Source organism: Streptomyces sp. NPDC002701 (assembly GCF_042889045.1).
Taxonomy (GTDB): domain Bacteria; phylum Actinomycetota; class Actinomycetes; order Streptomycetales; family Streptomycetaceae; genus Streptomyces.
In genome coordinates, this window is record NZ_JBIAQL010000004.1 from 380341 (window position 1) to 402187 (window position 21847).

Genomic DNA, 21847 nt, shown 5'->3' on the forward strand with positions numbered 1-21847 from the left:
CTCCCGGCGGCGTGCTGGGGACAGCTGATCGCGGTGCCTGGGGGCAGCAGGACGGGCCGGGTGCCGCCTCGAACGGACCCGCCGAAGAAATTCATGTTCGGGCGAAACCAACCACGCGCAGTCGGCGGAATGCGTTCCCACAGGCTCCACAGACCTCGAACGAAGGGAAGATCATCATGATCACTCGTGCTTCGGGTGCAGCCTTGGCCGCCGGCGTCACCGTCGTGCTGTCCGTCACCGCCGGCGCTCCCGCGCTGGCCCAGCCGCAGGCCGCGGGTGACGAGGCCACCGTGTCGGTGCCCCACGCGGTGCCCGGCCTGACGGTGGACGTGTACGCGGGCGACAAGGAGCTGCTCCCCGACTTCGAGCCGGGCACGCTCACCGATCCGATGAAGCTGGACGCCGGTTCCTACGACATCAAGGTCTTCAAGGACGGGGAGGGCCCGGACGGCAAGCCCGCCGTCGAGAAGAAGGTCGACGTGCCCGCCGGGGCGAACGCCACCCTGGTGGCGCACCTGACGGCCGACGGCCGGCCGGCGCTGGACGCGTTCGTCAACGACACGTCCAAGGTCCCCGCCGGGAAGGCGAGGCTGACGGTACGCCATGTCGCCGCCGCGCCCGCGGTCGACGTCCGGGCCGACGAGACGGCCGTCTTCAAGGATCTGGCCAACCCCAAGGAGGCGAAGGGCGAGGTGGCCGCCGGCGAGGTCTCCGCCGACGTCGTGCTGGCCGGCACCGACACCGTGGCGATCGGACCGGCCGACCTGAACCTGACCGAGGGAGCGAACACCGCGGTCTACGCCTGGGGCAGCGCGAAGGACAAGAACCTCGCGCTCAAGACGCAGACCCTGACCGGCCTGCACTCGTCGCCCGGCGGAGTCCCCGCGGGTGGGAGCGGCCAGGCCGCGGCACACGACGAGAGCCTGCCGCTCGGCGCGCTGTCTCTCGGCGCGGTGTCCGTGCTGGGAGTCGCGGGTGTGCTGTTCAGGCTGCGCACCACTGCCCGCTGAGACCCGCAGCGGCCGGTGTGCCGTCGACGCCCCCGGCGACGGCACACCGCTTTCCTCCCATATCGATGAAGAGGTAGTTCTGCATGGGCAAGCCTTCGCCACACAGGATGCTGCTCGCCGGACTGGGCGCTGCCCTCGTGGGACTCGTCGTCTCCGTCGTGCTGGTCGCGGGTGCCTGGCCCGGCGGCTCGGACGCCGGGGACTTCGGCGCCATGCCGGGTGGTAGCGACTCCGGCGCGTCCGCCCCGGCGCGGGAGGCCGTGCCGGAGGGGCCCGCCGGTGACGGCGCCGCTCCCAGCGCGACGGCGGTACCGGGGCGGGTCCCCGGACCGCGGTCGCTGTCGCTGCCCCGGCTGGGCGTGCGGGCGCCGGTCGACCCGGTGGGGGTCGCCGATGACGGACAGGTGGAGGTCCCCGACGACCCGCGCCGGGTGGGCTGGTACCGCTTCTCGCCGGCCCCGGGCGAGCCGAGCGGGTCCTCGGTCGTGGTCGGCCACGTCGACTCCGATGGCCGGGGTCTGGGTGTCCTCGTCGCGCTTGCCGACGTACGGCAGGGCGACCGGGTGCTCGTGCGGCGCGCGGACGGCAGCAGTGTCGAGTACCGCGTCGCCGCCCGCCGCAGTGTCGCCAAGCAGGACCTGGCGGCGTCGGAGGCGTTCCGCAGGGACGGGCCCGGGGTCCTCACGCTGATCACGTGCGCCGGGCCCTACCTTCCGGACCGGGGCGGCTACCAGAGGAATCTGGTCGTCACGGCCGCGGAGGCACCCGAGTGAGGCCGATATGGGGTGGCTCCGAGGTGCTGGCCGCTAGTGTGGCGGCCGTGACATCGGTGCCCGACGAGTACCTGGGCCGTGGCTTCGCCGAGGGCGACGAGTCGTGCCTCAGCGAGGCGTACCGCCGATGGGGCGCACTCGTCTTCACCGTGGTGTTCCGCAGACTGGGGGACGCGGAGGAGGCCAAGGACGTCACCCAGCAGGTCTTCGTCGGAGCGTGGCGCGGCCGCAAGGGGTACGACCCACGACGCGGATCGCTCAAGACCTGGATCATGGGCATCACCCACAAGAAGGTGATCGACGCCCTCGCCCGGCGCTCGCGGCACCGCAGAGACGTGGATGCGGTCACGGTCGCGGCCGCGTCGGGAACCGATCCTCAGCAGGTCTCCGCATCGGACTCCGTCCTGGACTACGTTCTTCTCACCGACGAGATCGACAAGCTTCCCGACCAGCAGCAGACGGTACTCAGGCTGGCGTTCTACGAGGACCTCACCCAGGCGCAGATCGCCGAGCGCACCGGTCTGCCGCTCGGCACCGTCAAGAGCCAGACGCGACGCGGGCTGTTGCGTATGAAGAACCGGTTGGAGGTGGACGGTGAAGCACACGGATGACGAGACGCTGGCACTGATGGCGATAGGGGACGACCCGTCCCCCTCCTCCGCGGACCACGTGCGTGAGTGCGCCGAGTGCGCGCGGCAGCTCGACGCCCTGCGCCATGTCGTCTCGACGGTCAGAACACCCGGGCTCCAGGACCACGAGCTGCTCACCCCGCCCCCCGGCCTGTGGGACTCCATCACCGACGAGCTGGGCATCTCCGGGCAGCAGGGCAGCGCCGGTACGGGCGACGACGCCCCCGGCGGCGATCCGGGCGCGGTGCGCGGACGCCCGGACCGCACCGGCCAGGACGCCTCCGCGGAGTCCGGACCGGCCGTCGGCAGCGGCCCACCGGTGACGCCGACGGACGCCGTGCCGAAACCGCGCCGGCCGAGCCGCCTGGCAGTGGCGCTCGCCGCCTGCGCCGCGCTGCTCGGCGCCGCCGCCGGCAGCGGCATCACCTGGTGGGTCACGCAGGACCGCGCCGGCGAGGTCGCGTCGGCCGAGGGCCGGCGGCTCGACTCCCTGCGGGCCAGCTCGGCCGGTTACGCCCGGCTGAGCGGCAACGACGGCCACCGGACGCTCGACATCACGGTCAGGGGTCTGCCCCGCAACTCCGGGTACTTCGAGGTCTGGCTGATGGACCGCACGCACACCAAGCTGGTCTCCGTGGGGGTCCTCGGCCCCGACGGCCACGCCGACCTGCCCGTGCCGGACACGATCGACCTGAGCGAGTACTCGGTGGTCGATGTCTCCGTGCAGCCCTACAACGGGAAACCCGACCACTCGGGGGACAGCGTCGTACGCGGCCCCTACGCGAGCTGACGACACCGCCTTCGGCCCGCGCCGCAGGACCCCGCCCCGTAAGACCCGGCCCCGCGAGCGGCCAGGGTCGTTCGGCCGCCGACAACTTGAACACTCGGGGCGACGCGCTCCGGCGGCCCTCTTTCGGTGTGCTGGGGCTCATGAAGCCGACCCCTCCGTCGCCCTGTCCGCAGCCCGGTCGGCCGGTTCGGCTGCCGCCGCGAGGATCGCCAGGAGGACCAGCACGGCCACGGCGATGCCGAGAACGAGGACCACCGCTCCTGCCGTGGGATGGTTCCAGAGCACCAGCGCCAGCGCTCCCGCCGCGATCACGCCACCGGTGGTCCACGCCCTGTGGTCCGTCAGTCGGCGTCCGGCGGCTCCGGTGCTCACGCCGGCGCGGCGCAGCCCCCGGCCGACGGCCGTCGTGCCCCGGTCCCCCGCCGTGCGGACAGTGCGGGCGAGCCGTCCGGGACCGTAAAGGTAGGCGACCAGTGCCGTCAGCACCGCCACGACCAGCAGAGTGCGCGTGCTGTCGCGCAGGAAACGGACGAACGTGTCGTAGATGGCGGTGGCGGCGTCGGTGGGCAGCGCGTCAGGAGGGACCGAGTCCAGATAGATCCGTCTGACGGCGGCCAGCGCGACGAGCAGCACCACCATCGTCAGGGCGACACCCGTCGCAGTGATCATCAGCATCACGCGGTGTGCCGGATTGGTCCACACGGCCAGCACGGCGAGCACGACGGTCAGGACAGGCAGCCAGGTGCCGAGGATGTCCAGCAGCCGCATCGCGTCCTGCGCGTTGTCCAGTTCCTCCGTCTGGAACAGGGTGATCGTCCGGTCGGTGTCCGGGATGGCGGCAGCCTTGTCGAAACCAGCGTCGACGAGCCGCTTCCGTACCTGGTCGACGACCGCTCCCACATCCACGTGAACGGTGTCGCCCTCGGCGCGTACGGCACCCTCGCGGTCGCCGGTGAGCATGTTCACCACCGCGGCGTGCGAGCGCCGGTTGGCGTCCTCCCACGCCTGCTGGAAGGCGTCACTGGTGATCACCCCGGTGACGGTGCGGTCCACGACGGTCCTGACCGCGTTGCGCAGCGGACCCTCAAGGGACTCGGCCCCCTCCACGACGCGCGGTGGAGCCTCGGCGTCCTGGAGCACCGTGACGAGCGAGTCCGTGACCGCCGGGACGTCGACGTTGTCCACCACCCGGTCCGTGAGCCGGTTGATCACGACCTCCTGCACGGCCGGACCGGACGCCAGCGGCGCGACGGTCTCCACGTACCGGTCGGTGTCGGAGACCGTGTCCTGGACCCAGGCCGCGACGACGGCCAGGGGCGCGAGCAGCAGGGCCAGCAGCAGGAGGACCGAGGAGCCGGTCTGGCGTACCCGCCGGTGGCGCACCGCCGCGTGACGGCGCAGTCGCTCGTATTCCGCTCGTTCCTCGGCGGTCATGACGTGGTGCTGCCGGATGGCGTCTGCGCCGGAGTCCGGCGGATCCGGGGGCGCGGCGGGGTTCATGGGGACTCCTTTCCGCGTGTGCGCCGGGCCGGTGGCGACGGTCACTCAGCGGGGTGGCGGTCGGGGAGGCAGCCCAAACGAAGCGCTCGTGCGGAGTCAGGCCGTCGCGGTGGGGGCGTCCGGCTCCGGAGGGCGCGTCTTTCGGCGCGCGGCCCGCCAGGCGAGGGCGACCACCAACTCGGCCATTCCGAGCAGGACGAGCCACAGGCCGAGCAGCCTGGTCAGGGCACGGGCCGACTCGACAGGAAGGGCGAGCACCACGATCCCGGCGACGATGCCGAGTACGGCGGCAACCATGACGACGCCGCGGTGCGGCAGGTCCTGGACGGAGATGGCCGTGTAGAGGGTGAGGATGCCGGACACGAGCCAGACGACCCCGGTGATCAGCGAGAGCGCGGCGATCGTCTGCAGCGGGTTCCTCAGGCACAGCACGCCGGCGAGGACGTACAGCACGGCCAGGAGCAGCCCCGGCAGCCTCTCGTGCCCCTCCCGCGCGAAGACGGCCACGAACCGGAACCCGCCGCCCAGCAGCAGGTAGAGGCCGATGAGGACCGCCAGGACGTGCAGGGTCGTCTCTGGCCACACCAGTACCAGGACGCCCGGCACCAGCGTCATGACGGCCGACCCCAGGAGCCAGGTCCATGAGCGGCCGAGCCGTGCGAGCACGTCTGCGGAGTCGCTCATCGGGCCCGCGGCCACCCCGCCGGGGGCGGGGTCCTGCCCGGTGCGCGATGCCGGACCACGCGACATGGTCATGGCTCCTCCTCGCGTGATCAGCCGTCGCCTCCGGAAGCCGACGGGGTGGGGTGAGGCGGCGGTGCGCGAGCACCTGACCGCTCCAGGGTCACGCCTGCCGCTCGGTGACCGGCTCACCCATCACGGGTGATCCATCGGCTCCCCCGCGGCGGCGCCGAACCGGAAGTCTCCGATGCGGGTCATCGCGCGCTCGCCGCACCTGCGACGGAGACTCATCACCGCCCGGCGCCGGAACGCGCTCTCGCCGACGGCGCGCGGCGCTGTCGGCACAGCCCTCCCCGACAGGGCCGAACAGGACGTCACGTCATCGAAGGATCAATGCTTCAGAACGATCTTCATGGAGATGATCAGTAGCCCGAGCACCAGGTTGACCGATGCGGTGGCGGCCATGAGCCGTGGCGAAGCACCGGCGCGGCGGGCCGCGGCCACGGACCAGCCCACCTGACCCGCCACGGCGACGCAGAGAGCCAGCCAGAGAGCACCTCGCACGTCCAGTCCCAGCAGCGGGCTGACGGCCACCGCCGCAGCCGGCGGAACGGTGGCTTTGACGATCGGCCACTCGTCACGGCACACGTGCAGCACGACCCGGCGGTCCAGAGCCTGTTGCGCCAGGCGCGCCCCGAACAGCTGGGCGTGCACATGCGCGACCCAGAAGACCACTCCGGTCAGCAACAGCAGCAGCACCAGCTCGGTGCGGGGGAACGAGCCCAGGGAGCCCGCGCCGATCACCACGGAGGCCGCGAGCATGGATCCGTAGACACCGCCCGTGTAGTTCGCCTGCGCCCGGCGCTCCGCGCTGGCCGCGGCCGGACCGGTCGTGGCTTTGACTCTGGCGACTCTGGACACCGGTGACTCCTCCCGAACTCGACCCGTCGATCCCGTCACCCCGGCCGGAGCCTCGACGTCGGGCCGCCCGCGACGGCCTTCCCGGGCGGTCAGCAGGTGCGAAGTGACCGGGGAGCCGGCCCGAGCGATGCCGCCGATGACCCGGATCGCCACCGTCAGGTGGGGACGAGGATGACCCCGGCCTGGAGGGCGACATGCTCTCCCATTGCATCCCAGGCGTGGGGGCAGTGCCTCACCCACCACGGGGGAAAGGGCCGCGCCGCGATGGTGTGTGCTGGTGGGGAGGGTGGGGCGCCGACTTCGACGGTGAGTCGGTAGACGTTTCACAGACCGTTCGCGCCGGGATGGAAGTCGTAGCCGAAGAGTCCGCCTCTCCCCCCGGCGAACAGCGCCCGGCCGTCGGGGCTCCAACTGCAGCACCGCAGTGGACTGTCCGTACGCATCAGAGTCCGTGTTCCGGTCCCGGTTGCCGCGCCGCCGACGCAACCACCACCGTGCGCCCGCCTGCTCGCAGACCGCGGCGACGACTTCCTCCGTCTGGTCCCTGTCGACGACCCAGGCGGGAATGGACGGCGCGGGTGGCGGCGGGTCGGCCGCACTCCGGGGCCGAAACCCAGCGACACCATCAGCGCGACGAGGCCGACACCACCGGCCAGGACACTCGCAACGGGGTCGGCCGCGTCCCAGCCACCACGCAGGGCGACCACACACAGCCACACTCCGGCCGCGACACACAACGCGACAGCGGCCTGCCCCGGTCGGCGGCATCCGGTCATCATGCTCCGTGATCCTTGCCGCTGGTCCGCCTGACGGCCAGGGGTCGTACTCGCCCGACACCGAACCGGAACGATGAACTGGAGACCCCACGTACGTCCGACGCGTGCGCACCAGCTCCTGACGGACCATCCCTCCGCACGCCAGAGGGCGTATCGCCCTCTGACGAAAGCCTTCGACGTGGTCCGCGTCCGGAACGATCACGAGGTCGATGGTGTCGGGAGCCAAGGCGTAGACGTCCTCGGAGTAGTACTGGGTACTGTCGGTCATGCTCGGTGCCTCGTGTACGCGTCGGTCCCGCCCTCGCCGGACAGCCCCCGGCGCGGGCCGTTACGGCGGGTGCGTGTCGCGGGCGTCGCCCGGGTGCAGCCCGGCGGAACAGTCCGGGCGCGGGGGCCCGCCTCGGGCCACGTCGGCCACGTCGACCGCCCAGCCGGGTCCGACATCGGGTACGGGGGCACGACGGACTCCTCTGGGACAGGCTGCGCGGGTCGTCGGTCCCTCCACGGTAGGTCGGTCCGGACGGGCCTGCGAGGTACTGCCACTACCTGGAAGAGCGGTGGCTCCCACTCCCCGTCGAGGTGCCCTCATCTGGGAGGAGCCATGACCCTCATCCTGCCTGCACGAGGAACCCGCACCGAAAAGGTCCGTGCCGGGGCGGCGATGCGGGGGCGTCGTCCCGTCCGGTGAGTCAGTCGCGGTAGCGGGCGCTCAGGACGTTCAGGACGTCCTGGTAGCGGCCCTCTGCCTCGGCATTGCGCTGCCACTTCACCCGTTCGACGAGGATCTGCTCGGCGTCGGGGCGGGTCTTCAGCAGGTCCATGACCTCGGTGAGGAACTCCTCCAGCGGCATGGCGACATCGCTGTTCTGCTGGCCCATCAGCGTGGTCCGGGTGGCCGGTGGCACAAGTTCGATCACCTGCACGTTGCTCTTGGTCAGCTGCACCCGCAGCGACTCGGTGAAGGAGTGGATCGCGGCCTTGGTCGCGTTGTAGGTCGGCGTGGCGGCCAGCGGCACGTAGGCCAGGCCGGAGCTGACCGTCATGACCGTCGCCGACGGCCGGGCGAGCAGAGCCGGCAGGAAGGCGTGGGCCAGGCGGATCGGGCCGAGCAGGTTGACTGCGATGGTGCGCTCGGCGACGTCGAGGGAGGCCGGGTCGCGCAGGTCTTCCGGTTCCATGATCCCCGCCATGGTGACGAGGGCGTCCAGTGCCGGGTAACGCTGTGCGAGGTCGGCCCGGGCGGCGGCGATGGAGGCCGGGTCGGTGGTGTCGATCTCGACGGTGCCGATGCCGGGGTGTTCGGTGGCGATCTGCTGCAGCAGTTCGGTGCGGCGTCCGCCCACGATGACGGTGCTGCCGGCGGCCTGCAGTCGCAGGGCCAGTCCCAGGCCGATGCCGGAGGTGGCGCCGGGGATGAAGACGGTGCTGCTGGTGATGTCCACGGTGTTCTTTCTCCACGCTGTTCAGGCTGTTCAGGGCTGTTCACGTGTATGGGGTTGTTGCGGCCGTATGGTGTTGTTGCGGCTGTACGGGGTTGTTCGGGTCGGTGGGTCAAGGACACGAGGGCGTGCCTGTGGACCGCGGGTCCGGTCGGACCGGCAGGAGTAGGGAAGTGGGCTCGGGCGGGGTGGGTTCAGTCGAAGGACTGCTGCCCCAGCACGGTCAGGAAGTCGAACTTCGCGGCGGCGTCCGAACCCACCCGTGGACGGAACAGGACCAGGCGGTGCCCGGTCGCCGGACTGAGCACCACATCGCACTGCAGCTCCAGGTCACCGACCAGGGGATGCAGGATGCGTTTGGGCGCCGAGGACAGCGCCGCGACGTCGTGTTCCTCCCACAGGCGTGCGAACTCGCTGCTGCGGGTCAGCAGATCAGCCACCAGTCCGTGGGCGACGGCATCGCGGCGCGGCCGTCTGGCCGAGCCGGCACGCAGATCGGCGGCGTAGGCGCGGCCGATGCGTTCGTGCTCGTCGGGGTCGTTCAGCGCACGCGAGGCCGGGTCGGCGAACCAGCGCCAGGTCACGTTCGACTCAAAACCTGGCAGTCCGGCCCATTTCCCGAGCAGCACTTCCGCGGCCCGGTTCTGCGCCACGACCGTGAGCAGGTCGTCGCAGACCTGCGCCGGGGTGCTGTCCAGCACATCGAGCAGGTACTGCATCGCCGGATCGACATGGGCCAACGGGGAGTGCGGCTCGGGCGGCCGCTGACCGGCCAGGCGGAACAGGTGCTGCTGTTCCTCGCTGCTCAGCCGCATGGCCCGGGCCAGACTCGCCAAAGCCGCCTCCGAAGGGGTCTTCGCCCGTCCCTGTTCCAGGCGGGAGTAGTAGTCGGAGGAAAGGGTGGCCAGCAGCGCGACCTCTTCGCGTCGCAGGCCGGGGGTACGGCGCCGCCCGCCGGGAGCCAGGCCCACGTCCTGGGGACGCAGCCGCTCGCGGCGCGACCGCAGAAACTCACCGAGCGTGTTCCGGTCCTCCATCACCGCTTCCTTCCGTCCTGACGGTGATGACGAGTGTCTGCCAGTACGACGTCGGCTGCCAGGCCACGTTCAACCGGGGACTGCGAGACCTACCCACCGCAACCTCCACGCCGCCGGTGCGGCGCACCATGTGGGGATGCATGCCGCCGGTGCGGCGCACCTTGTGCGGGTGCAGCGCTGCGGCGGCCCTCGGCAGCCTCCGCCGAGTGCCCCGGAAGACACGTGGCGGGGTGCGCGGCGTGACCGGTCCCGCTGCGGTACCCGGTCCCGCTGCAGTACCCAGTACCAGTCCCGCTGCAGTACCCAGTACCGGGCTAGCTAGTGCTTTGCCAGGAACGGGTCGATCGCCGCCCAGGTCGCGTCCGGGGCTTCGAGGTGCGGGAGGTGACCGGCTTCCGGTATCTCGACGAACTGCGCGCCCGGCACAGCTTGTGCAACGGCCCGACCGTACGCCGGCGTGACGATCCGGTCGCTCTCGCCCCACACCACCAGCGTCGGGACGTTCACCGCGCCGAGCCGACCGAGCAACGTGGGGTCGCTCATGCCCGTACCGGTGATGGCGGCCATCGTGCGTCCGTTCGTCTGCTGTATCGCGCGTTGCTCCTCGGTGACGCCGGCCGGGTCGACGTACCCGCGGTCCGGGTTGTGCCAGGCGGCCTCGGCGAGCCCGCGCGCGTCGAGCGCGAAGAAGTCCGCCACAGGTGCGCCCTCCACCACCGCACCGACGCCGTCGATGTTCACCACGGCCCCGATCAGTCCTGCGTACCGCTCGTCATCGGCGGCCTGAATCGCCATCTCGAGTGCGATCCACCCGCCGATCGAGGATCCGACCAGTACGACGTCACGCTCCCCACGTTCGAGCAGGCGCGTGAGGTAGCCGGTCGCGAGCCGTGCGACCGAGGTGATGGAGTCGGGTCGCGCAGTGCCGTCCCATCCGGGATGCGTCGGCGCGGACGCGTGCATGGTGGCCGCGAGGTGCCCCACGAGGGGCAGGACGGTCCGAGGCCCGCCGCCCCCGTGCAGGACGAGTGCCGCGCGTGCGTCGGGGGTGCCGGCCTGAACGACGGGAAGGTCCTCGGGAAGGGAGATGCGCATGATGCTCCTCGCTGAATCAACATGTTTATATACTGATGTTGATACAGTAGCACCATGACGACCGACCTAGAAGCCCTCGGGCAGGCGATCAAGCGCGCGCAGCACCGGAACCACCGCACGATGGACGCCGCGCTGCGCGAGATCGGGATCAGCCTCGTCCAGTGGGATGCTCTGCGCGCCATCGAGCGAATGCCAGGGGCTTCGGGGCATGAGCTCGCCGTTGCGACCTTCCAGAGCGATCAGGCGTTCGGCACCCTCGCCAACCGACTTGTGGACCGTGGACTCGTCGCCCGGTCCGCAGGCCGCGGACGACGCTTCGAACACGTCCTCACCAAGGCGGGGCACGCAGCACTCACGGAGGGGCGACGATTGTCGGTCGGCGTGCTGAAGGACCTCTTCGCACCTCTCGACGAGACGCAACGTACGGAACTGCTTCGATCACTGCGGGAACTCACCGGGGGCACGTGATCAGACATCACACGCCTCAATCGCCCCAGGGTGATACCTCGGGAAGTAGGGAGGACGCGCGGCATGCGACAGGCGGCGCACGGCGGCGGATCGGCGCGCCGGCCCAGTAGCGGGTGATGCCGCGAATCGGCGACGATGCCTGGGGATGATCCCGATGCGCCCCTCCAGTGCGTCCGTCATCGACGCCCTCGCCCTGGCTCTGTCGCCTCTGGGCATGAGCCCGACCACCGGCACGACAGGCTGTCCCACCTCCTGGAGAACATCGGCGCTGAAGACGTCAGGTTCAGCCGCGACGAACTCCAGGAGCTCAACGCCGCCGTCGCACGGATCACCATCCACGGCGACCGGCCGCCGCCGGATGCCCTCGCCATGACAGGTGTCGAAGCAGTGCTCCGCTGAGCCCGCACGACGGGGTCGGGGTCAGGGTGGAGGTCTAGGTCGGGGTCGGGGCCGGGGTGGGGGTGGGGGCGGGGTCACAGATTCCCGTACCGGCGGCCGGTCGCCGTGATGCGGCTACGGGGACCCATAGAGGGCTATCGAGTCCGGAAGCGGCGGTAGAGGTTGCGGGCCACGTACACGCCCGGGCCGCCGAAGCCGACGATGTCGACGCGTCCGTCGCCGGTGATGTCGGCGACGAAGCGGGGGTGGTGGTCGACCCGCCAGGCGCCGGCGTCGTCGTTGTACCCGAAGCCGCGGCACACCAGTTGAGCCTGCTCGAACCGGCCGTCGCCGCGGTTGTGCGACACCCAGACCCCTTCGTCACCGAAGCCGACGATGTCGGGGTTGCCGTCGCCGGTGACGTCGGCGAGGAGCCGGAGATGCTTCTTCCTCGTCCACCCCTGGGCGAGCCCGAAGTCGTTCAGGACGATCCTGGAGGGCTCGAACGTGCCGTCGCCACGCCCGCGGGCGACGACGACGCCCTGCGGTCCGAACCCGACGATGTCCACTGCTCCCCCGATGGTGGTGGTCGCCAGGAATCGGGGGTGTTCCTCGGCCGTGCTCCATCCCTGGTCGGTCCCGAAGTCGTCGAGGAGCCACAGGGGGTCGGCGAAGGTGCCGTCCTCGTCCTGGAGCGATACCCACACGCCGTCGTCGTGGAAGCCGACGACGTCGAGCCTTCCACTACCGGTGGTGTCCGCGAGGAAGCGAGGATGCTTGTCGGCAAGCCACCCGCCCGCCTGCGGGCCGTGACCGAACGCCTTGAGAACCGGCTCGCCGCCCACGGGTGCGAACGTCCCGCCCTCGTCCTGCGGGGACACCCGGACACCGTCGGCGCAGAGCATGACGGCGTCAGGCGTGCCGTCGCCCGTGGTGTCCGCCAGGGTCCACAGATCCTTGGGGCTCGGCGAGGGCGCGGGGGGGTGCAGGACGCGCTCGTCGTCCGCGAACGTGCCGTCGCCTTGGCTGGAGGACGTCACGGCCCCCTTCGCGGGCTCCAGCCCGACGACGTCCGCTCGCCCTGCCCCTGTGGTGTCGGCGAGGAACCGGTCACCGAGCCCGGCCCACCGGTCTGCTCGTCCACTGAGGGAGCGGACAGCCGCGGCGCTCTTCCAGCCGCCGGCGTCCTGGTCGCTCCCGAACTGCCTGAGGATCAGCAGCATGTCGCTGAACGAGGGTGTCGCCTCAGGTGCCGGCCGCAGCGCGGTCGAGCGGGTCAGCCGCCAGGAGCGGCGGCCGTTCCAGTGGCTCAGTGATGCCCAGCGCAGTACGGGGTCGCTGAGGCGTTCGGGTTCGGCCGGGACGAACCGCCACCGCTGGCTCTCCGCACTGTCGTCGTGCGCGCGCAGGACGATCCGGGTGTCGTCCTTTCCGAGGTCGTCGAGGTCGCCAGGGCCGTTGGGGTCGTCGCGGTCGCCGAGGTCGAGCACGGCGCCGTCGGTGGCGTCCTCGATGAAGTAGAGGCCCGCTTCGCCCTCGACGGGGACGAGATGCCACTGCTGGCTCTTCTTGCCGGCGACGGCGTCGAACTGGCGGACGCCACGGTCCGCGGCGTCCGGGTTGTCGAGCACCTGGCCGCTGACCACATTGCGGACCACGTACGCCGGATCGTCCTGCCCGCCTTGCGTGACCTGCACAGGAGTGAGCTGCCACTGCTCCGGGCTGGGGCCGCTCCCGGGGAAATCCCGGACGACGAGCGCCTCGTCCGCGCCCGGCATGGCCTTGGCACCGAGAGTCTTGCCCGTGGCTGCGTTGACGATCCGAAGTTTCAGTTCTTCCGTGGGCACGGACATCGTGGTGCCTCTTCCAAGCGGTGCGGGCGTGGGCTCGGGGCGGGTCGGGTACGGCGGTGACCGCGGATCACGTGAAGACGTGGTGGTAGGGGACGCTCCACTCGTTGGGCAGCCGCGGGTAGAACGCGTTGATGACCGTGCCGGTGAAGTCCCCGCCCCAGTTGTAGGTCAGACGCACCTCGCTTTCGGCCGCCACCGCGTGGTCCTTGAACCCGAGGATGGCGTCGGGGTGGGTGATCGGCACGAAGGTGATCCCGCCCCACGGCGTCACCGTGACCACCCACAACTGCGTGTCTTCGGGCGCGCCGTTCTTCCCACGCCACTTGTCGCCGACCTTGTCGGGCAGACCGACCTGCACGCTGTCGGCCGTGCTCTCGGGAGCCTCCTGGTGGACGGTGACGCGCCGGCGCTGCGGCTTCGGCACGCCGTCGTCGCCGCGCCCGGCGTCGACATCGCTCGCACCGGCGGGTGTGGGCGCCACCTGGCCCGCGGCGCTCTCGAGGAAATACAGCGGGCGCTGCCCGAAGAAGCCGGCGGGGGTGAGGTGCCAGAGGTGGCCCTGCGCCTCCTTCGTGGCCGGGTCGAGCGTGGTGGCCAGCTTGACCCCCTTGTCGTGGCTGTCCTCCTTCAGCTCGGCGGGCCGCAGGAAGCCGCCGTTGAAGGCATGGACGAGCATGACCGGCCGGTTCTCGACCAGCGCGGCCACGATCGCGTTGTCATAGCTGTTGACGGCCACGGGGCCGCCGACCACCAGATTCGACATCGCCGTACGTTCTTGGGTGTACATCGCGGAAACCTCACCTGTTCTTGATGTGGAGAACAATGCGGCCGACTGGGGCGGTGTTTCTGTCACGCGGCATTACCGCAAGCCCCACCTTGGCCGACCGCGACGAAGAACGAAAATGAAGAGAAGACCGAATCACGTGCTGTTGCCTGCGGCAGAACCCGGAGGCAGGGATTTCGGGAAGCCACCGGTCGAGCAGTCGGCGGGCCTCAACTTACCCTCCATTACTTCCAGTTGTGCGTGATCGACGAACCTTGTTCACTCGAATGAGGGTGATGCGCGAAGACGCCTTCCCGGACAATGGGAGCCCTGCTAGCTTCGATTTCCAGAATGCGCGCAGATCACTGTTTCCATTTCACCAAGTGCGATTCCGCCGGATCGGCCAAGGATGGAAAATGCCTTCCACCGCGTACAACCTGGAACGGGTCAAGCGCCAGCCGCTGACGAAGACGAACCTGCGGGAACTCGACATCGAGAGAACCTGGCAGACGATCCTGAATCACCCCAACCTGGTCTACACCGACAACTACGGTGTGCCACACAGCCCCGTCGGGTTCTCGATCAACAAGCTGAAATTCGGCGACTTTCCCGGATACGCGTTCGACCGGGGCTGGCTCGGCTACATGACTCTTGGGGAGCCGCTGATCGAGGAGCGGTGCGACATCGCCCAGCCCCCGCCCGACACGTTCTCCTCGCGCTCCTACGTCAACCGCAGCCAGAAGTCTTCGATGACGTTCACCGACTCGGTCGACTTCACCGTGTCGAACGGGGTGACGTGGTCGCTGCACGGGGACGCCAAGCTCACGTTCGGCGGCACCGTCGGCGCGCAACTCCAGCTGCAGTTGCAGAACCAGCTCAAGCTGGACCTGCAGGCGCAGCTCGCGACGCAGCTCCGCAACGACATGGCGAACAAGAACGCCAACACGGTGACCAACAAGAACAGCAAGGACAGCGTCGGCGTCGACAACGCCAACTCCACCGAGACGGCCGCGACGAACTCCACGGGGAACTCCGCGTCGAACTCGGTGACGAGCTCCATCGCGTTCACCACCCAGGGCAGCGCCACGGGCAGCGCCTCGCTCAACGCGCAGTTGGCGCTGGGCATCGCGGCCTCCGTCGGCGGCTCCCTGACCACCAGCTGGACCTCGAAATCGCAGATCTCCGGCGACGTCCCGCCGAGCTCGCGCGTGGAGACCATCGCCACCCAGCGGCGTACGCACAAGCACTACACGTACGAGATCCCGGTGACCTTCTCGGGTTTTCTCGCGGTGAAGTACGCCGTGCCGGTGCCGGTCCTGTCTCCCCCACAGCCCGGGACGCCCCCCGGCCTCGACCAGGTGGTCGCCCGCGACATCGGCACCATCGATCTGCCGGGCGGTGCCGGCTTCCGCATGACGGGGTGGGCCGAGGTCGTCTCCGCCCTGGACGTCCACCACACGATGTTCGACAACGAGAGCCTGACGTACAGCCAGCGAGCGCTGCACAAGGGACCTTGACCGGGCGACACCGCCGCAGCTACGACGATCAGGAACGATGACCATGGTGTTCGGCAACATCTTCGATTCTTCGAAAAACAGCGCAGGACTCTTCTCCGTCACTACCGACCGCACCAGGCCCCTGCTGAATGCGGACGTCGACGCCTTCGAGGACTCCAAGGAGGACACGTACGACGACAAGAGCGCGAACCTCTCCACCAATGCGATCCACGGGGCTTCCAGCCGGGCGAAAGTCGTGCAGGAGCAGTCACCCGAAGCGCGGGCCGTCCTCGGTTTCCTCGCCTCCTTCATCCAGACGACCCAGTCATCAGGGGATACGCAGGCCCAGTACGCCAAGAATCCCAGCTCGGTGTCCACAGCAGCGTCCGACGGAATGAAAAAGTCGAGCGAGACGGTGAAGAAGGAGAGCGGCCTGGAGAAGAGTGAGGATCTGGAGACCATGCCCAAGAAAGACGATTTCGCCAAACCCCCCAAGGCACCCGAGCCCAAGACTCCAGAGACGCCCCAGGCGCCCAAGGCGACCGCCGAGAAGCCGTCCAAATCGGAGTGACGCAAGGACCTGTAGGGAATTATGAGGAGAGCCTTTAGGGGGCCATGAGAGGGCAGGGGCGAGAGTGCCCCTGCCCTCTCGTGTGTCACACGGGCAGCAGTTGCCACTGCCGGCTTCGGTGGTCGCCGTCCGACCCGTGCTGCTGGATCACTGTGCGGGCGTTGGTGTCGACACGCAGGAGCAGACCGCTGTTCTGGTTCGCGATCTCGTACACCCGCGGGGTGTCGGTGACCGAGCCCACCGGGATCAGTCTCCACTGCTGGTGGCCCGCGTCAGCACCCTCACAGTCGCGCTGTGCGACCGTCGACCCGGACCTCTCCTGGGCCCCGACGACCTCCAGGACCTTGCCGCTGCGTACGTTCTCGATCGTGTACAGGATGTCGCCGTTGTCCTGGCCCGCCACGACCAGCCGCCACCGCTGGTGCGCCCTGGGGGCGGCGAGGGACTGCTGGATTTCGGCCCCGTCCTTGACGGACTCACGCTCGACTGCCATCCGCAGCCTGCTGCGGACGTTGGCCCAGGAGACCACCGTGCCCGACGCGGGCAGCCCGGCCATCTCCGCCGACGCGATCTTCCGCACCCGGTTGTTGACGTAGTCGGCGATGTAAAGGGCGTCGACGCAGTTCACGGCGAGTCCGAGGGGGTAGTTCAGCTCGGCCGCAGTGGCCGGGCCGTCGTCGCCGCCGGAGCCCTCGGTGCCTGTTCCGGCGAACGTGCTGATCTTCCCGTCAAGGGCGATCTTCCGGACCCGGTGGTTGTTGTGGTCGGAGACGTAGAGGGTGCCGGTGCTGTCCACCACCACACCCAGTGGGAGGTGCAGCTGGGCTGAGACCGCTGGACCGCCGTCTCCGTCCGGTCCGGCAGTCCCGGTCCCCGCGAACGTGCTGATAATCCCGTCAGGGGTGACCTTCCGGATTCGGTGGTTCTCGGCATCGGCGACGAAGAGGTCACCGGCGCTGTTCACCGCCAGTCCGTGCGGGGAGTTCAACTGGGCCGCAACCGCAGGACCGCCATCTCCGCCGGCCCCCGGAACCCCCGTCCCCGCAAACGTACTGATCTTCCCGTCCCTGGTGATCTTCCGGACCCGGTGGTTGTCACTGTCGGAGACATAGAGGGTGCCGGCGCTGTCCACTACCACCCCGTGCGGGTAGTTCAACTCGGCGGCGGTGGCGGGGCCGTCGTCGCCGCTGAACTCCGCGGTGCCCGTGCCGGCGACCGTGCTGATCTTCCCATCGGCCGTGATCTTCCGGATTCGGTGGTTCTCGGCATCGGCGACGAAGAGATCGCCCGCGCTGTTCACCGCCAGTCCGTGCGGGGAGTTCAACTGCGCCGCAACCGCACGACCGCCGTCCCCGTCGGATCCCGGAACCCCCGTCCCCGCAAACGTACTGATCTTCCCATCCGTGGTGATCTTCCGGACCCGGTGGTTGTCACTGTCGGAGATGTAGAGAGTGCCGGTACTGTCCACCGCAACCCCGTACGGGCGGTTCAACGTAGCCGAAGCGGCGGGCTCCTTCTCTCCCTTGAACCCCGCCTCCCCGGTCCCGGCGACTGTCCTGATCGCAGGGACGGAATGCTCATCATCTGCGGCTGCTGTGTGGGGAGTGCTCATCGTCATCCCTTTCGCCGTTCAACCGGCCGCTACGGACGGCTGTAAGTCGACTTCAGAAAGCCACAAGAGGGCTGCGGAAGTTGGCAGCGGCCATCGGCGCCGATCCGGCGACGCCAGGCTCAGCCCTCTCACGAGACAGCGCAACGCCGGGCCCTGACCTCCCTCTTGGGCGGTCGGGACACCGTAGGAGGGGGCAGTCTCAGCGTTGCGTCAGGCGGTGGATCGCGCGGACGTCGACGGGCTGGACTGCGCTGATCATTGGTCGATCATGTACTGCAGGGTCACCGGGGTGCCGTTACGCCTGATGCCCACGGGCACGGTGGCCCCGGCTCGCTTGCTTGCGAGGGCGGCGTTGAGGGATGCCGATGACGTGACGGGCTGCCCGTCGACGGAAGTGACGATGTCGTTGACCATGAACCCCGCGGCGGCGGCGTTCAAGTCGGGGTCGACGAACCGAACCCGGGCGCCTCCTCCCCCAGGGACGTTGTTGACGTAGCCGCCAAAGGCGCCGGGAGTACCCTGGGTGATGCTGACGCTCCAGTCCACGGTCGCGCCATCGAGGGTGAAGCTTCCGGTGAACAGACCGCCCGCCAGGGGTGCATCGCCCTTCGCGACGACGCTGAGCTTGATGGGCCGGACCCATACCCAGTTGCTGCTCTGGAGAGAGAAGCTGGCGGATGAGCCGTCAGAGGCGATGGTGACCGGACAGTTCATGCCGCTGCACCAGGGGTCCACCTCGGTGATGCGGGTGTGCTGCGGAGCCTGGATCGTGGCATACCCCGGACTGGAGCGGACCTGCCCGTCCGGCCGGAACTCGATGGTCTTCGCCGGCCCGGGGGCATCGAGGTCGGGCACAGTCGACGGCGGAGTCGGCGCCTGGATCGCCCCGATCACGCCCGGCGTGACCGCAGCGGTGGCCGCGGGCGCCATTCCCCCTACCAGCAGGCTCGCTCCGAGCGCGAGCGCCGCGCATGCCGCCATGGACCTTCGCATAGACCCTCCCCAACTTCGCGACTACACAGAGTGTTCGTCTGATGACACACGATAATTGTGTATAGAGACAGGATCAATTGCGTACGAACTAGTCATATAGCGCTTCCGCAGGCGTGCTGAGCGTCGGCTTCCGTGGGGAGCACAGGCGTGAGTGAGGTGGGGTCGCCACCCTGGCGCAGCTCGGGGCGGCGCCGACAGCCTGCCCCGCGGGCGCGCAGCCAGTGCCGATCGACGCACGTGACCGCAGTGGCCCCACCTTTGGGCCCAGGCCGTCGCGGGCCTCCTGGACACGTGGTGGACCAGCACCCCGCGGACGACAAACGACGCCCGGCGGCCAGCCCACCTTCCCAGCGCGGCTAACCTGCCTCCATGCTGCACCTGCGCCTGATCATCCCGTCCGACCGGACCGACGCCGCAGTGCGGCTTATCGAGGGGACGGTCGGTGCGACCCATCTGGCGGTCGTGCCGGGCGCCGCCCGCGACCCGGCCGGCGACCTCGTGATGGTCGACGTGGCGCGCGAGGCGGGCGACGAGCTGATCAGCGGTCTGTGCGCCCTGGACATCGACACGGACGGCTCGATCGCCGTCGAGGACATCGACCTGTCGTTGTCGAAGCGCGCCGAGAAGGCGGAGGACGACGCTCCCGGGGAGGGCGCGGACGCGGTCCTGTGGGAACAGCTGTCGGACGCGACGCACGAGGAGTCGACGCTCTCGGTCACCTACCTCGCCTTCATCACGCTCGCCACGATGATCGCGGCCTGCGGCGTGGTCCTCGACAACGCGATCCTCATCGTGGGCGCGATGGCGGTGGGCCCGGAGTTCGGCCCGCTGGCGGGCATCAGCACGGCCCTGGTCAGGCGCCGGCCGCGCCTGGCCGTGCGCTCGCTGCTGGCCCTGCTCGTGGGCTTCGCGGTGGCGATGGCCGTGACCGTGCTGTTCAGCCTCTTCATGGACAGCCTGGACCTGTTCAGCCGTGCCCAGTTGGAGGCCGACCGCCCCAACACGGCCTTCGTGTACGCCCCCGACGCGTTCTCCTTCGTCGTGGCGGTCCTGGCCGGCATCGCGGGCACGCTCTCCCTGACGTCGGCCAAGTCGGGCCTCCTGGTGGGGGTGGCCATCTCCGTCACCACGGTCCCGGCCGCCGCCAACGCGGCGGTGGCCCTCAGCTACGGAGACACGGCCCAGACCCTCGGCTCAACCAACCAGCTGCTGCTGAACCTCCTGGGCATCGTCCTGGCCGGCACCCTCACCCTCCTCACCCAGAAATGGCTGTGGCGCCGCACCCATAGCCGCACCCGAACCCGTCCAGCCCGCTCCGACCGCCTGACCTGACACTGCCCCGCGCCCACCGCGCCCACCTCACCAGCGGTACAGGGAGACGCCTGCCGGTCCGCTCGGCGCAGCCGGACTGAGCGAGCCCTCTCTGATCAGTGAACCGGGCCGGGCGTTCTCAGGCAGATGTTCAAGCCCACTCCCCTGCTGACGTCGACCCTGCCGCCTGACTCACCCCTCTCAGCTTGACGCATGCCGATATGGGCATACGATGGCTGCCATGGCACGAGCAGCGACGACGTCGGACGTCTTCAACGCGATCGCCGAGCCGCAGCGCCGGGAGATTCTGGTGCTCCTGCGGGCGGGTGAGCGACCGGTGACCGAGTTGGCCCAGGAGCTGGGGATGACCCAGCCGGGGGCGTCCAAACACCTTCGGGTACTCCGGGAAGTGGGGCTGGTGCGGGTTCGGGAGGCGGGCAAGCAGCGCCTGTACGGCCTCGACGCCCGTGGGCTGCGACCGGTCCACGAGTGGGCCGGCGGATTCGAGCGGTTCTGGAACGAGAGCTTCGGCCGACTCGACGGATACGTGCAGGAACTGAAAGAGACAAGTCAAGAGGAGTAGTTGATGAGCGCGACAGAACCTGGAACGCCGGCGCCGTCGGCGTCAGCCGACCGCGAGATCGTGATCTCCCGAGTGGTCGACGCCCCGCGGGAGCTGGTGTTCGAGTCCTTCACCGAGGTGCGGCACCTGTCACGGTGGTGGGGACCGGACGGGTTCACCACCACCACGCGGGCCTTCGAGTTCCGCGTCGGCGGGGCATGGGACTTCGTGATGCACGGACCGGACGGGACGGACTACCAGGAGTGGATCTCCTGGACCGAGCTCACCCCGCCGGAACGGATCGAGTTCCTCCACGGCGAGTCCCGCGACGACCCCAACGCCTTCGAGTCTGTCCTGACGTTCGAGCCCGACGGTGCGGCGACCCGGATCGTGATGCGCACGGTGTTCCCCACCAGAGAGCTGCGCGACGAGGCGGTCGAGAAGTACCACGCGATCGAGGGCGGCCGGCAGACCCTGAACAACCTGGCTGCGTACGTCACCGAAATCGTTCGTAAGGGAGCGGAGGGCTGATGGCGGGGAAGGTGTTCTTCAGCGTCTCGATGTCTCTGGACGGTTTCATCGCGCCCGAGTCCCCCGAGGAATTGATGGGGCGGCTGTGGATGGAGCTCCAGCAGTGGATATTCCCGCAGCGGTTCTTCCGGGAGAATCTGCAGCTCGGCGAGGGCGGCGAGGAAGGACGCGACAACGACATCGTGCGGGAGACGTTCGAGCGCACCGGTGCGAGCGTGATGGGCAAGCGCATGTTCGACGCCGGCGAGCAGATGTGGCCGGAGGAGGCGCCGTTCCACACCCCGGTCTTCGTCGTGACGCACGAGAAGCGTGACCCCTGGGAGCGGCCGGGCGGGACCACCTTCCACTTCGTCAACGACGGCATCGAGTCCGCGCTCGACCAGGCACGCCAGGCCGCCGGCGACCGCGACGTCCGTATCGCGGGCGGCGGCGCAACGATCCTGGAGTACGTGAACGCCGGCCTGATCGACGAGTTCTCGATCGCGCTGTCACCCGTGCTGTTCGGCTCCGGGATCCGCCTGTTCGAGGGCGTGGACGCGGCCCGCCTGGCCTTGGAGCCGGCGGGCGCGGAGCCCACCTCTCGGGCGACGCACCTGACCTACACCGTCCGGAAACGGTAGCGTGCCGACCTCGCCGCGCTCGTAATCGAGTTCGCGTG

At 69.6% G+C, this 21847-nt stretch carries 21 protein-coding genes; 11 read left to right on the forward strand and 10 right to left on the reverse strand.

The annotated features are described in order from the left end of the window. Positions 1 to 176: 176 nt before the first annotated feature. From ACFYXC_RS14250 to ACFYXC_RS14265, 4 genes are all read left to right on the forward strand, one after another. The gene (locus tag ACFYXC_RS14250; protein ID WP_389550894.1) at positions 177 to 1010 is read left to right on the forward strand and encodes a DUF4397 domain-containing protein; all 834 of its coding nucleotides are present in this window, start codon (positions 177 to 179) and stop codon (positions 1008 to 1010) included. Positions 1011 to 1093: 83 nt separating this feature from the next. After that, positions 1094 to 1783 (forward strand): class F sortase, encoded by a 690-nt coding sequence (locus ACFYXC_RS14255; protein WP_389550897.1) that lies wholly within the window; start codon positions 1094 to 1096, stop codon positions 1781 to 1783. Positions 1784 to 1830: 47 nt separating this feature from the next. Next, positions 1831 to 2394, forward strand: a complete 564-nt coding sequence (locus ACFYXC_RS14260; RefSeq protein ID WP_389550900.1) for an RNA polymerase sigma factor — start codon at positions 1831 to 1833, stop codon at positions 2392 to 2394. Beyond that, positions 2378 to 3202, forward strand: a complete 825-nt coding sequence (locus tag ACFYXC_RS14265) for an anti-sigma factor (RefSeq protein ID WP_389550903.1) — start codon at positions 2378 to 2380, stop codon at positions 3200 to 3202. Before ACFYXC_RS14260 ends, ACFYXC_RS14265 begins: the two co-directional genes overlap by 17 nt. 138 nt (positions 3203 to 3340) lie before the next feature. On the opposite strand, the gene ACFYXC_RS14270 is transcribed toward ACFYXC_RS14265, so the two are convergent. The 6 genes from ACFYXC_RS14270 to ACFYXC_RS14295 all read right to left on the reverse strand — a co-directional run bounded on the left by ACFYXC_RS14270 (position 3341) and on the right by ACFYXC_RS14295 (position 10651). After that, complete coding sequence (locus ACFYXC_RS14270) at positions 3341 to 4702, reverse strand: hypothetical protein (protein ID WP_389550906.1); 1362 nt, start codon at positions 4700 to 4702, stop codon at positions 3341 to 3343. A gap of 96 nt (positions 4703 to 4798) precedes the next feature. Further along, entirely contained in the window at positions 4799 to 5458 is a 660-nt protein-coding gene (locus ACFYXC_RS14275; RefSeq protein WP_389550909.1) for an HdeD family acid-resistance protein, read from the reverse strand. Between the two features lie 315 nt (positions 5459 to 5773). After that, a complete protein-coding gene (locus ACFYXC_RS14280; protein WP_389550911.1) occupies positions 5774 to 6304 on the reverse strand; it encodes a hypothetical protein in 531 nt (176 codons plus the stop codon). A 1465-nt stretch (positions 6305 to 7769) separates the two neighbouring features. Then, the gene (locus ACFYXC_RS14285) at positions 7770 to 8522 is read right to left on the reverse strand and encodes an SDR family oxidoreductase (RefSeq protein WP_389550914.1); all 753 of its coding nucleotides are present in this window, start codon (positions 8520 to 8522) and stop codon (positions 7770 to 7772) included. Between the two features lie 191 nt (positions 8523 to 8713). Continuing rightward, the gene (locus ACFYXC_RS14290; RefSeq protein ID WP_389550917.1) at positions 8714 to 9556 is read right to left on the reverse strand and encodes a helix-turn-helix transcriptional regulator; all 843 of its coding nucleotides are present in this window, start codon (positions 9554 to 9556) and stop codon (positions 8714 to 8716) included. A 318-nt stretch (positions 9557 to 9874) separates the two neighbouring features. Next, a complete protein-coding gene (locus ACFYXC_RS14295; RefSeq protein ID WP_389550920.1) occupies positions 9875 to 10651 on the reverse strand; it encodes an alpha/beta fold hydrolase in 777 nt (258 codons plus the stop codon). 54 nt (positions 10652 to 10705) lie between these two features. Between ACFYXC_RS14295 and ACFYXC_RS14300 the strand changes: the two genes are divergently transcribed. After that, a complete protein-coding gene (locus ACFYXC_RS14300; RefSeq protein WP_389550923.1) occupies positions 10706 to 11119 on the forward strand; it encodes a MarR family winged helix-turn-helix transcriptional regulator in 414 nt (137 codons plus the stop codon). A 533-nt stretch (positions 11120 to 11652) separates the two neighbouring features. Here the strand turns inward: ACFYXC_RS14300 and ACFYXC_RS14305 are convergent. Together ACFYXC_RS14305 and ACFYXC_RS14310 are read right to left on the reverse strand one after the other, a co-directional pair. Continuing rightward, on the reverse strand, positions 11653 to 13350 hold the full coding sequence (locus ACFYXC_RS14305; protein ID WP_389550926.1) for an FG-GAP-like repeat-containing protein: 1698 nt from the start codon (positions 13348 to 13350) through the stop codon (positions 11653 to 11655). Between the two features lie 67 nt (positions 13351 to 13417). Further along, positions 13418 to 14137, reverse strand: a complete 720-nt coding sequence (locus ACFYXC_RS14310) for a hypothetical protein (RefSeq protein WP_389550929.1) — start codon at positions 14135 to 14137, stop codon at positions 13418 to 13420. 392 nt (positions 14138 to 14529) lie between these two features. Between ACFYXC_RS14310 and ACFYXC_RS14315 the strand changes: the two genes are divergently transcribed. Beyond that, entirely contained in the window at positions 14530 to 15630 is a 1101-nt protein-coding gene (locus ACFYXC_RS14315) for a hypothetical protein (protein ID WP_389550932.1), read from the forward strand. 43 nt (positions 15631 to 15673) lie between these two features. After that, complete coding sequence (locus ACFYXC_RS14320) at positions 15674 to 16180, forward strand: hypothetical protein (RefSeq protein ID WP_389551661.1); 507 nt, start codon at positions 15674 to 15676, stop codon at positions 16178 to 16180. 85 nt (positions 16181 to 16265) lie between these two features. Here the strand turns inward: ACFYXC_RS14320 and ACFYXC_RS14325 are convergent, their stop codons facing one another. Beyond that, the gene (locus tag ACFYXC_RS14325; protein WP_389550934.1) at positions 16266 to 17792 is read right to left on the reverse strand and encodes an RICIN domain-containing protein; all 1527 of its coding nucleotides are present in this window, start codon (positions 17790 to 17792) and stop codon (positions 16266 to 16268) included. A gap of 255 nt (positions 17793 to 18047) precedes the next feature. Then, on the reverse strand, positions 18048 to 18785 hold the full coding sequence (locus tag ACFYXC_RS14330; RefSeq protein ID WP_389550937.1) for a PDZ domain-containing protein: 738 nt from the start codon (positions 18783 to 18785) through the stop codon (positions 18048 to 18050). A gap of 369 nt (positions 18786 to 19154) precedes the next feature. Between ACFYXC_RS14330 and ACFYXC_RS14335 the strand changes: the two genes are divergently transcribed. The 4 genes from ACFYXC_RS14335 (at position 19155) to ACFYXC_RS14350 (ending at position 21809) form a co-directional block, all read left to right on the forward strand. Next, positions 19155 to 20117, forward strand: coding sequence for a DUF389 domain-containing protein (locus ACFYXC_RS14335; protein ID WP_389550940.1), 963 nt, complete (start codon positions 19155 to 19157; stop codon positions 20115 to 20117). 220 nt (positions 20118 to 20337) lie between these two features. Further along, positions 20338 to 20679, forward strand: a complete 342-nt coding sequence (locus ACFYXC_RS14340; protein WP_389550943.1) for an ArsR/SmtB family transcription factor — start codon at positions 20338 to 20340, stop codon at positions 20677 to 20679. 3 nt (positions 20680 to 20682) lie between these two features. Next, the gene (locus ACFYXC_RS14345; protein ID WP_389550946.1) at positions 20683 to 21189 is read left to right on the forward strand and encodes an SRPBCC family protein; all 507 of its coding nucleotides are present in this window, start codon (positions 20683 to 20685) and stop codon (positions 21187 to 21189) included. Continuing rightward, on the forward strand, positions 21189 to 21809 hold the full coding sequence (locus ACFYXC_RS14350) for a dihydrofolate reductase family protein (protein WP_389550949.1): 621 nt from the start codon (positions 21189 to 21191) through the stop codon (positions 21807 to 21809). Before ACFYXC_RS14345 ends, ACFYXC_RS14350 begins: the two co-directional genes overlap by 1 nt. Positions 21810 to 21847: the final 38 nt, after the last annotated feature.

Coding starts and splice junctions, on each gene's coding strand:
- ACFYXC_RS14250 (WP_389550894.1), top strand. CDS start 177: ATGATCACTCGTGCTTCGGGTGCAGCCTTGGCCGCCGGCGTCACCGTC.
- ACFYXC_RS14275 (WP_389550909.1), bottom strand. CDS start 5,458: ATGACCATGTCGCGTGGTCCGGCATCGCGCACCGGGCAGGACCCCGCC.
- ACFYXC_RS14340 (WP_389550943.1), top strand. CDS start 20,338: ATGGCACGAGCAGCGACGACGTCGGACGTCTTCAACGCGATCGCCGAG.
- ACFYXC_RS14330 (WP_389550937.1), bottom strand. CDS start 18,785: ATGCGAAGGTCCATGGCGGCATGCGCGGCGCTCGCGCTCGGAGCGAGC.
- ACFYXC_RS14325 (WP_389550934.1), bottom strand. CDS start 17,792: ATGAGCACTCCCCACACAGCAGCCGCAGATGATGAGCATTCCGTCCCT.
- ACFYXC_RS14315 (WP_389550932.1), top strand. CDS start 14,530: ATGCCTTCCACCGCGTACAACCTGGAACGGGTCAAGCGCCAGCCGCTG.
- ACFYXC_RS14290 (WP_389550917.1), bottom strand. CDS start 9,556: ATGGAGGACCGGAACACGCTCGGTGAGTTTCTGCGGTCGCGCCGCGAG.
- ACFYXC_RS14295 (WP_389550920.1), bottom strand. CDS start 10,651: ATGCGCATCTCCCTTCCCGAGGACCTTCCCGTCGTTCAGGCCGGCACC.
- ACFYXC_RS14335 (WP_389550940.1), top strand. CDS start 19,155: ATGCTGCACCTGCGCCTGATCATCCCGTCCGACCGGACCGACGCCGCA.
- ACFYXC_RS14300 (WP_389550923.1), top strand. CDS start 10,706: ATGACGACCGACCTAGAAGCCCTCGGGCAGGCGATCAAGCGCGCGCAG.
- ACFYXC_RS14305 (WP_389550926.1), bottom strand. CDS start 13,350: ATGTCCGTGCCCACGGAAGAACTGAAACTTCGGATCGTCAACGCAGCC.
- ACFYXC_RS14345 (WP_389550946.1), top strand. CDS start 20,683: ATGAGCGCGACAGAACCTGGAACGCCGGCGCCGTCGGCGTCAGCCGAC.
- ACFYXC_RS14350 (WP_389550949.1), top strand. CDS start 21,189: ATGGCGGGGAAGGTGTTCTTCAGCGTCTCGATGTCTCTGGACGGTTTC.
- ACFYXC_RS14255 (WP_389550897.1), top strand. CDS start 1,094: ATGGGCAAGCCTTCGCCACACAGGATGCTGCTCGCCGGACTGGGCGCT.
- ACFYXC_RS14310 (WP_389550929.1), bottom strand. CDS start 14,137: ATGTACACCCAAGAACGTACGGCGATGTCGAATCTGGTGGTCGGCGGC.
- ACFYXC_RS14320 (WP_389551661.1), top strand. CDS start 15,674: ATGGTGTTCGGCAACATCTTCGATTCTTCGAAAAACAGCGCAGGACTC.
- ACFYXC_RS14270 (WP_389550906.1), bottom strand. CDS start 4,702: ATGAACCCCGCCGCGCCCCCGGATCCGCCGGACTCCGGCGCAGACGCC.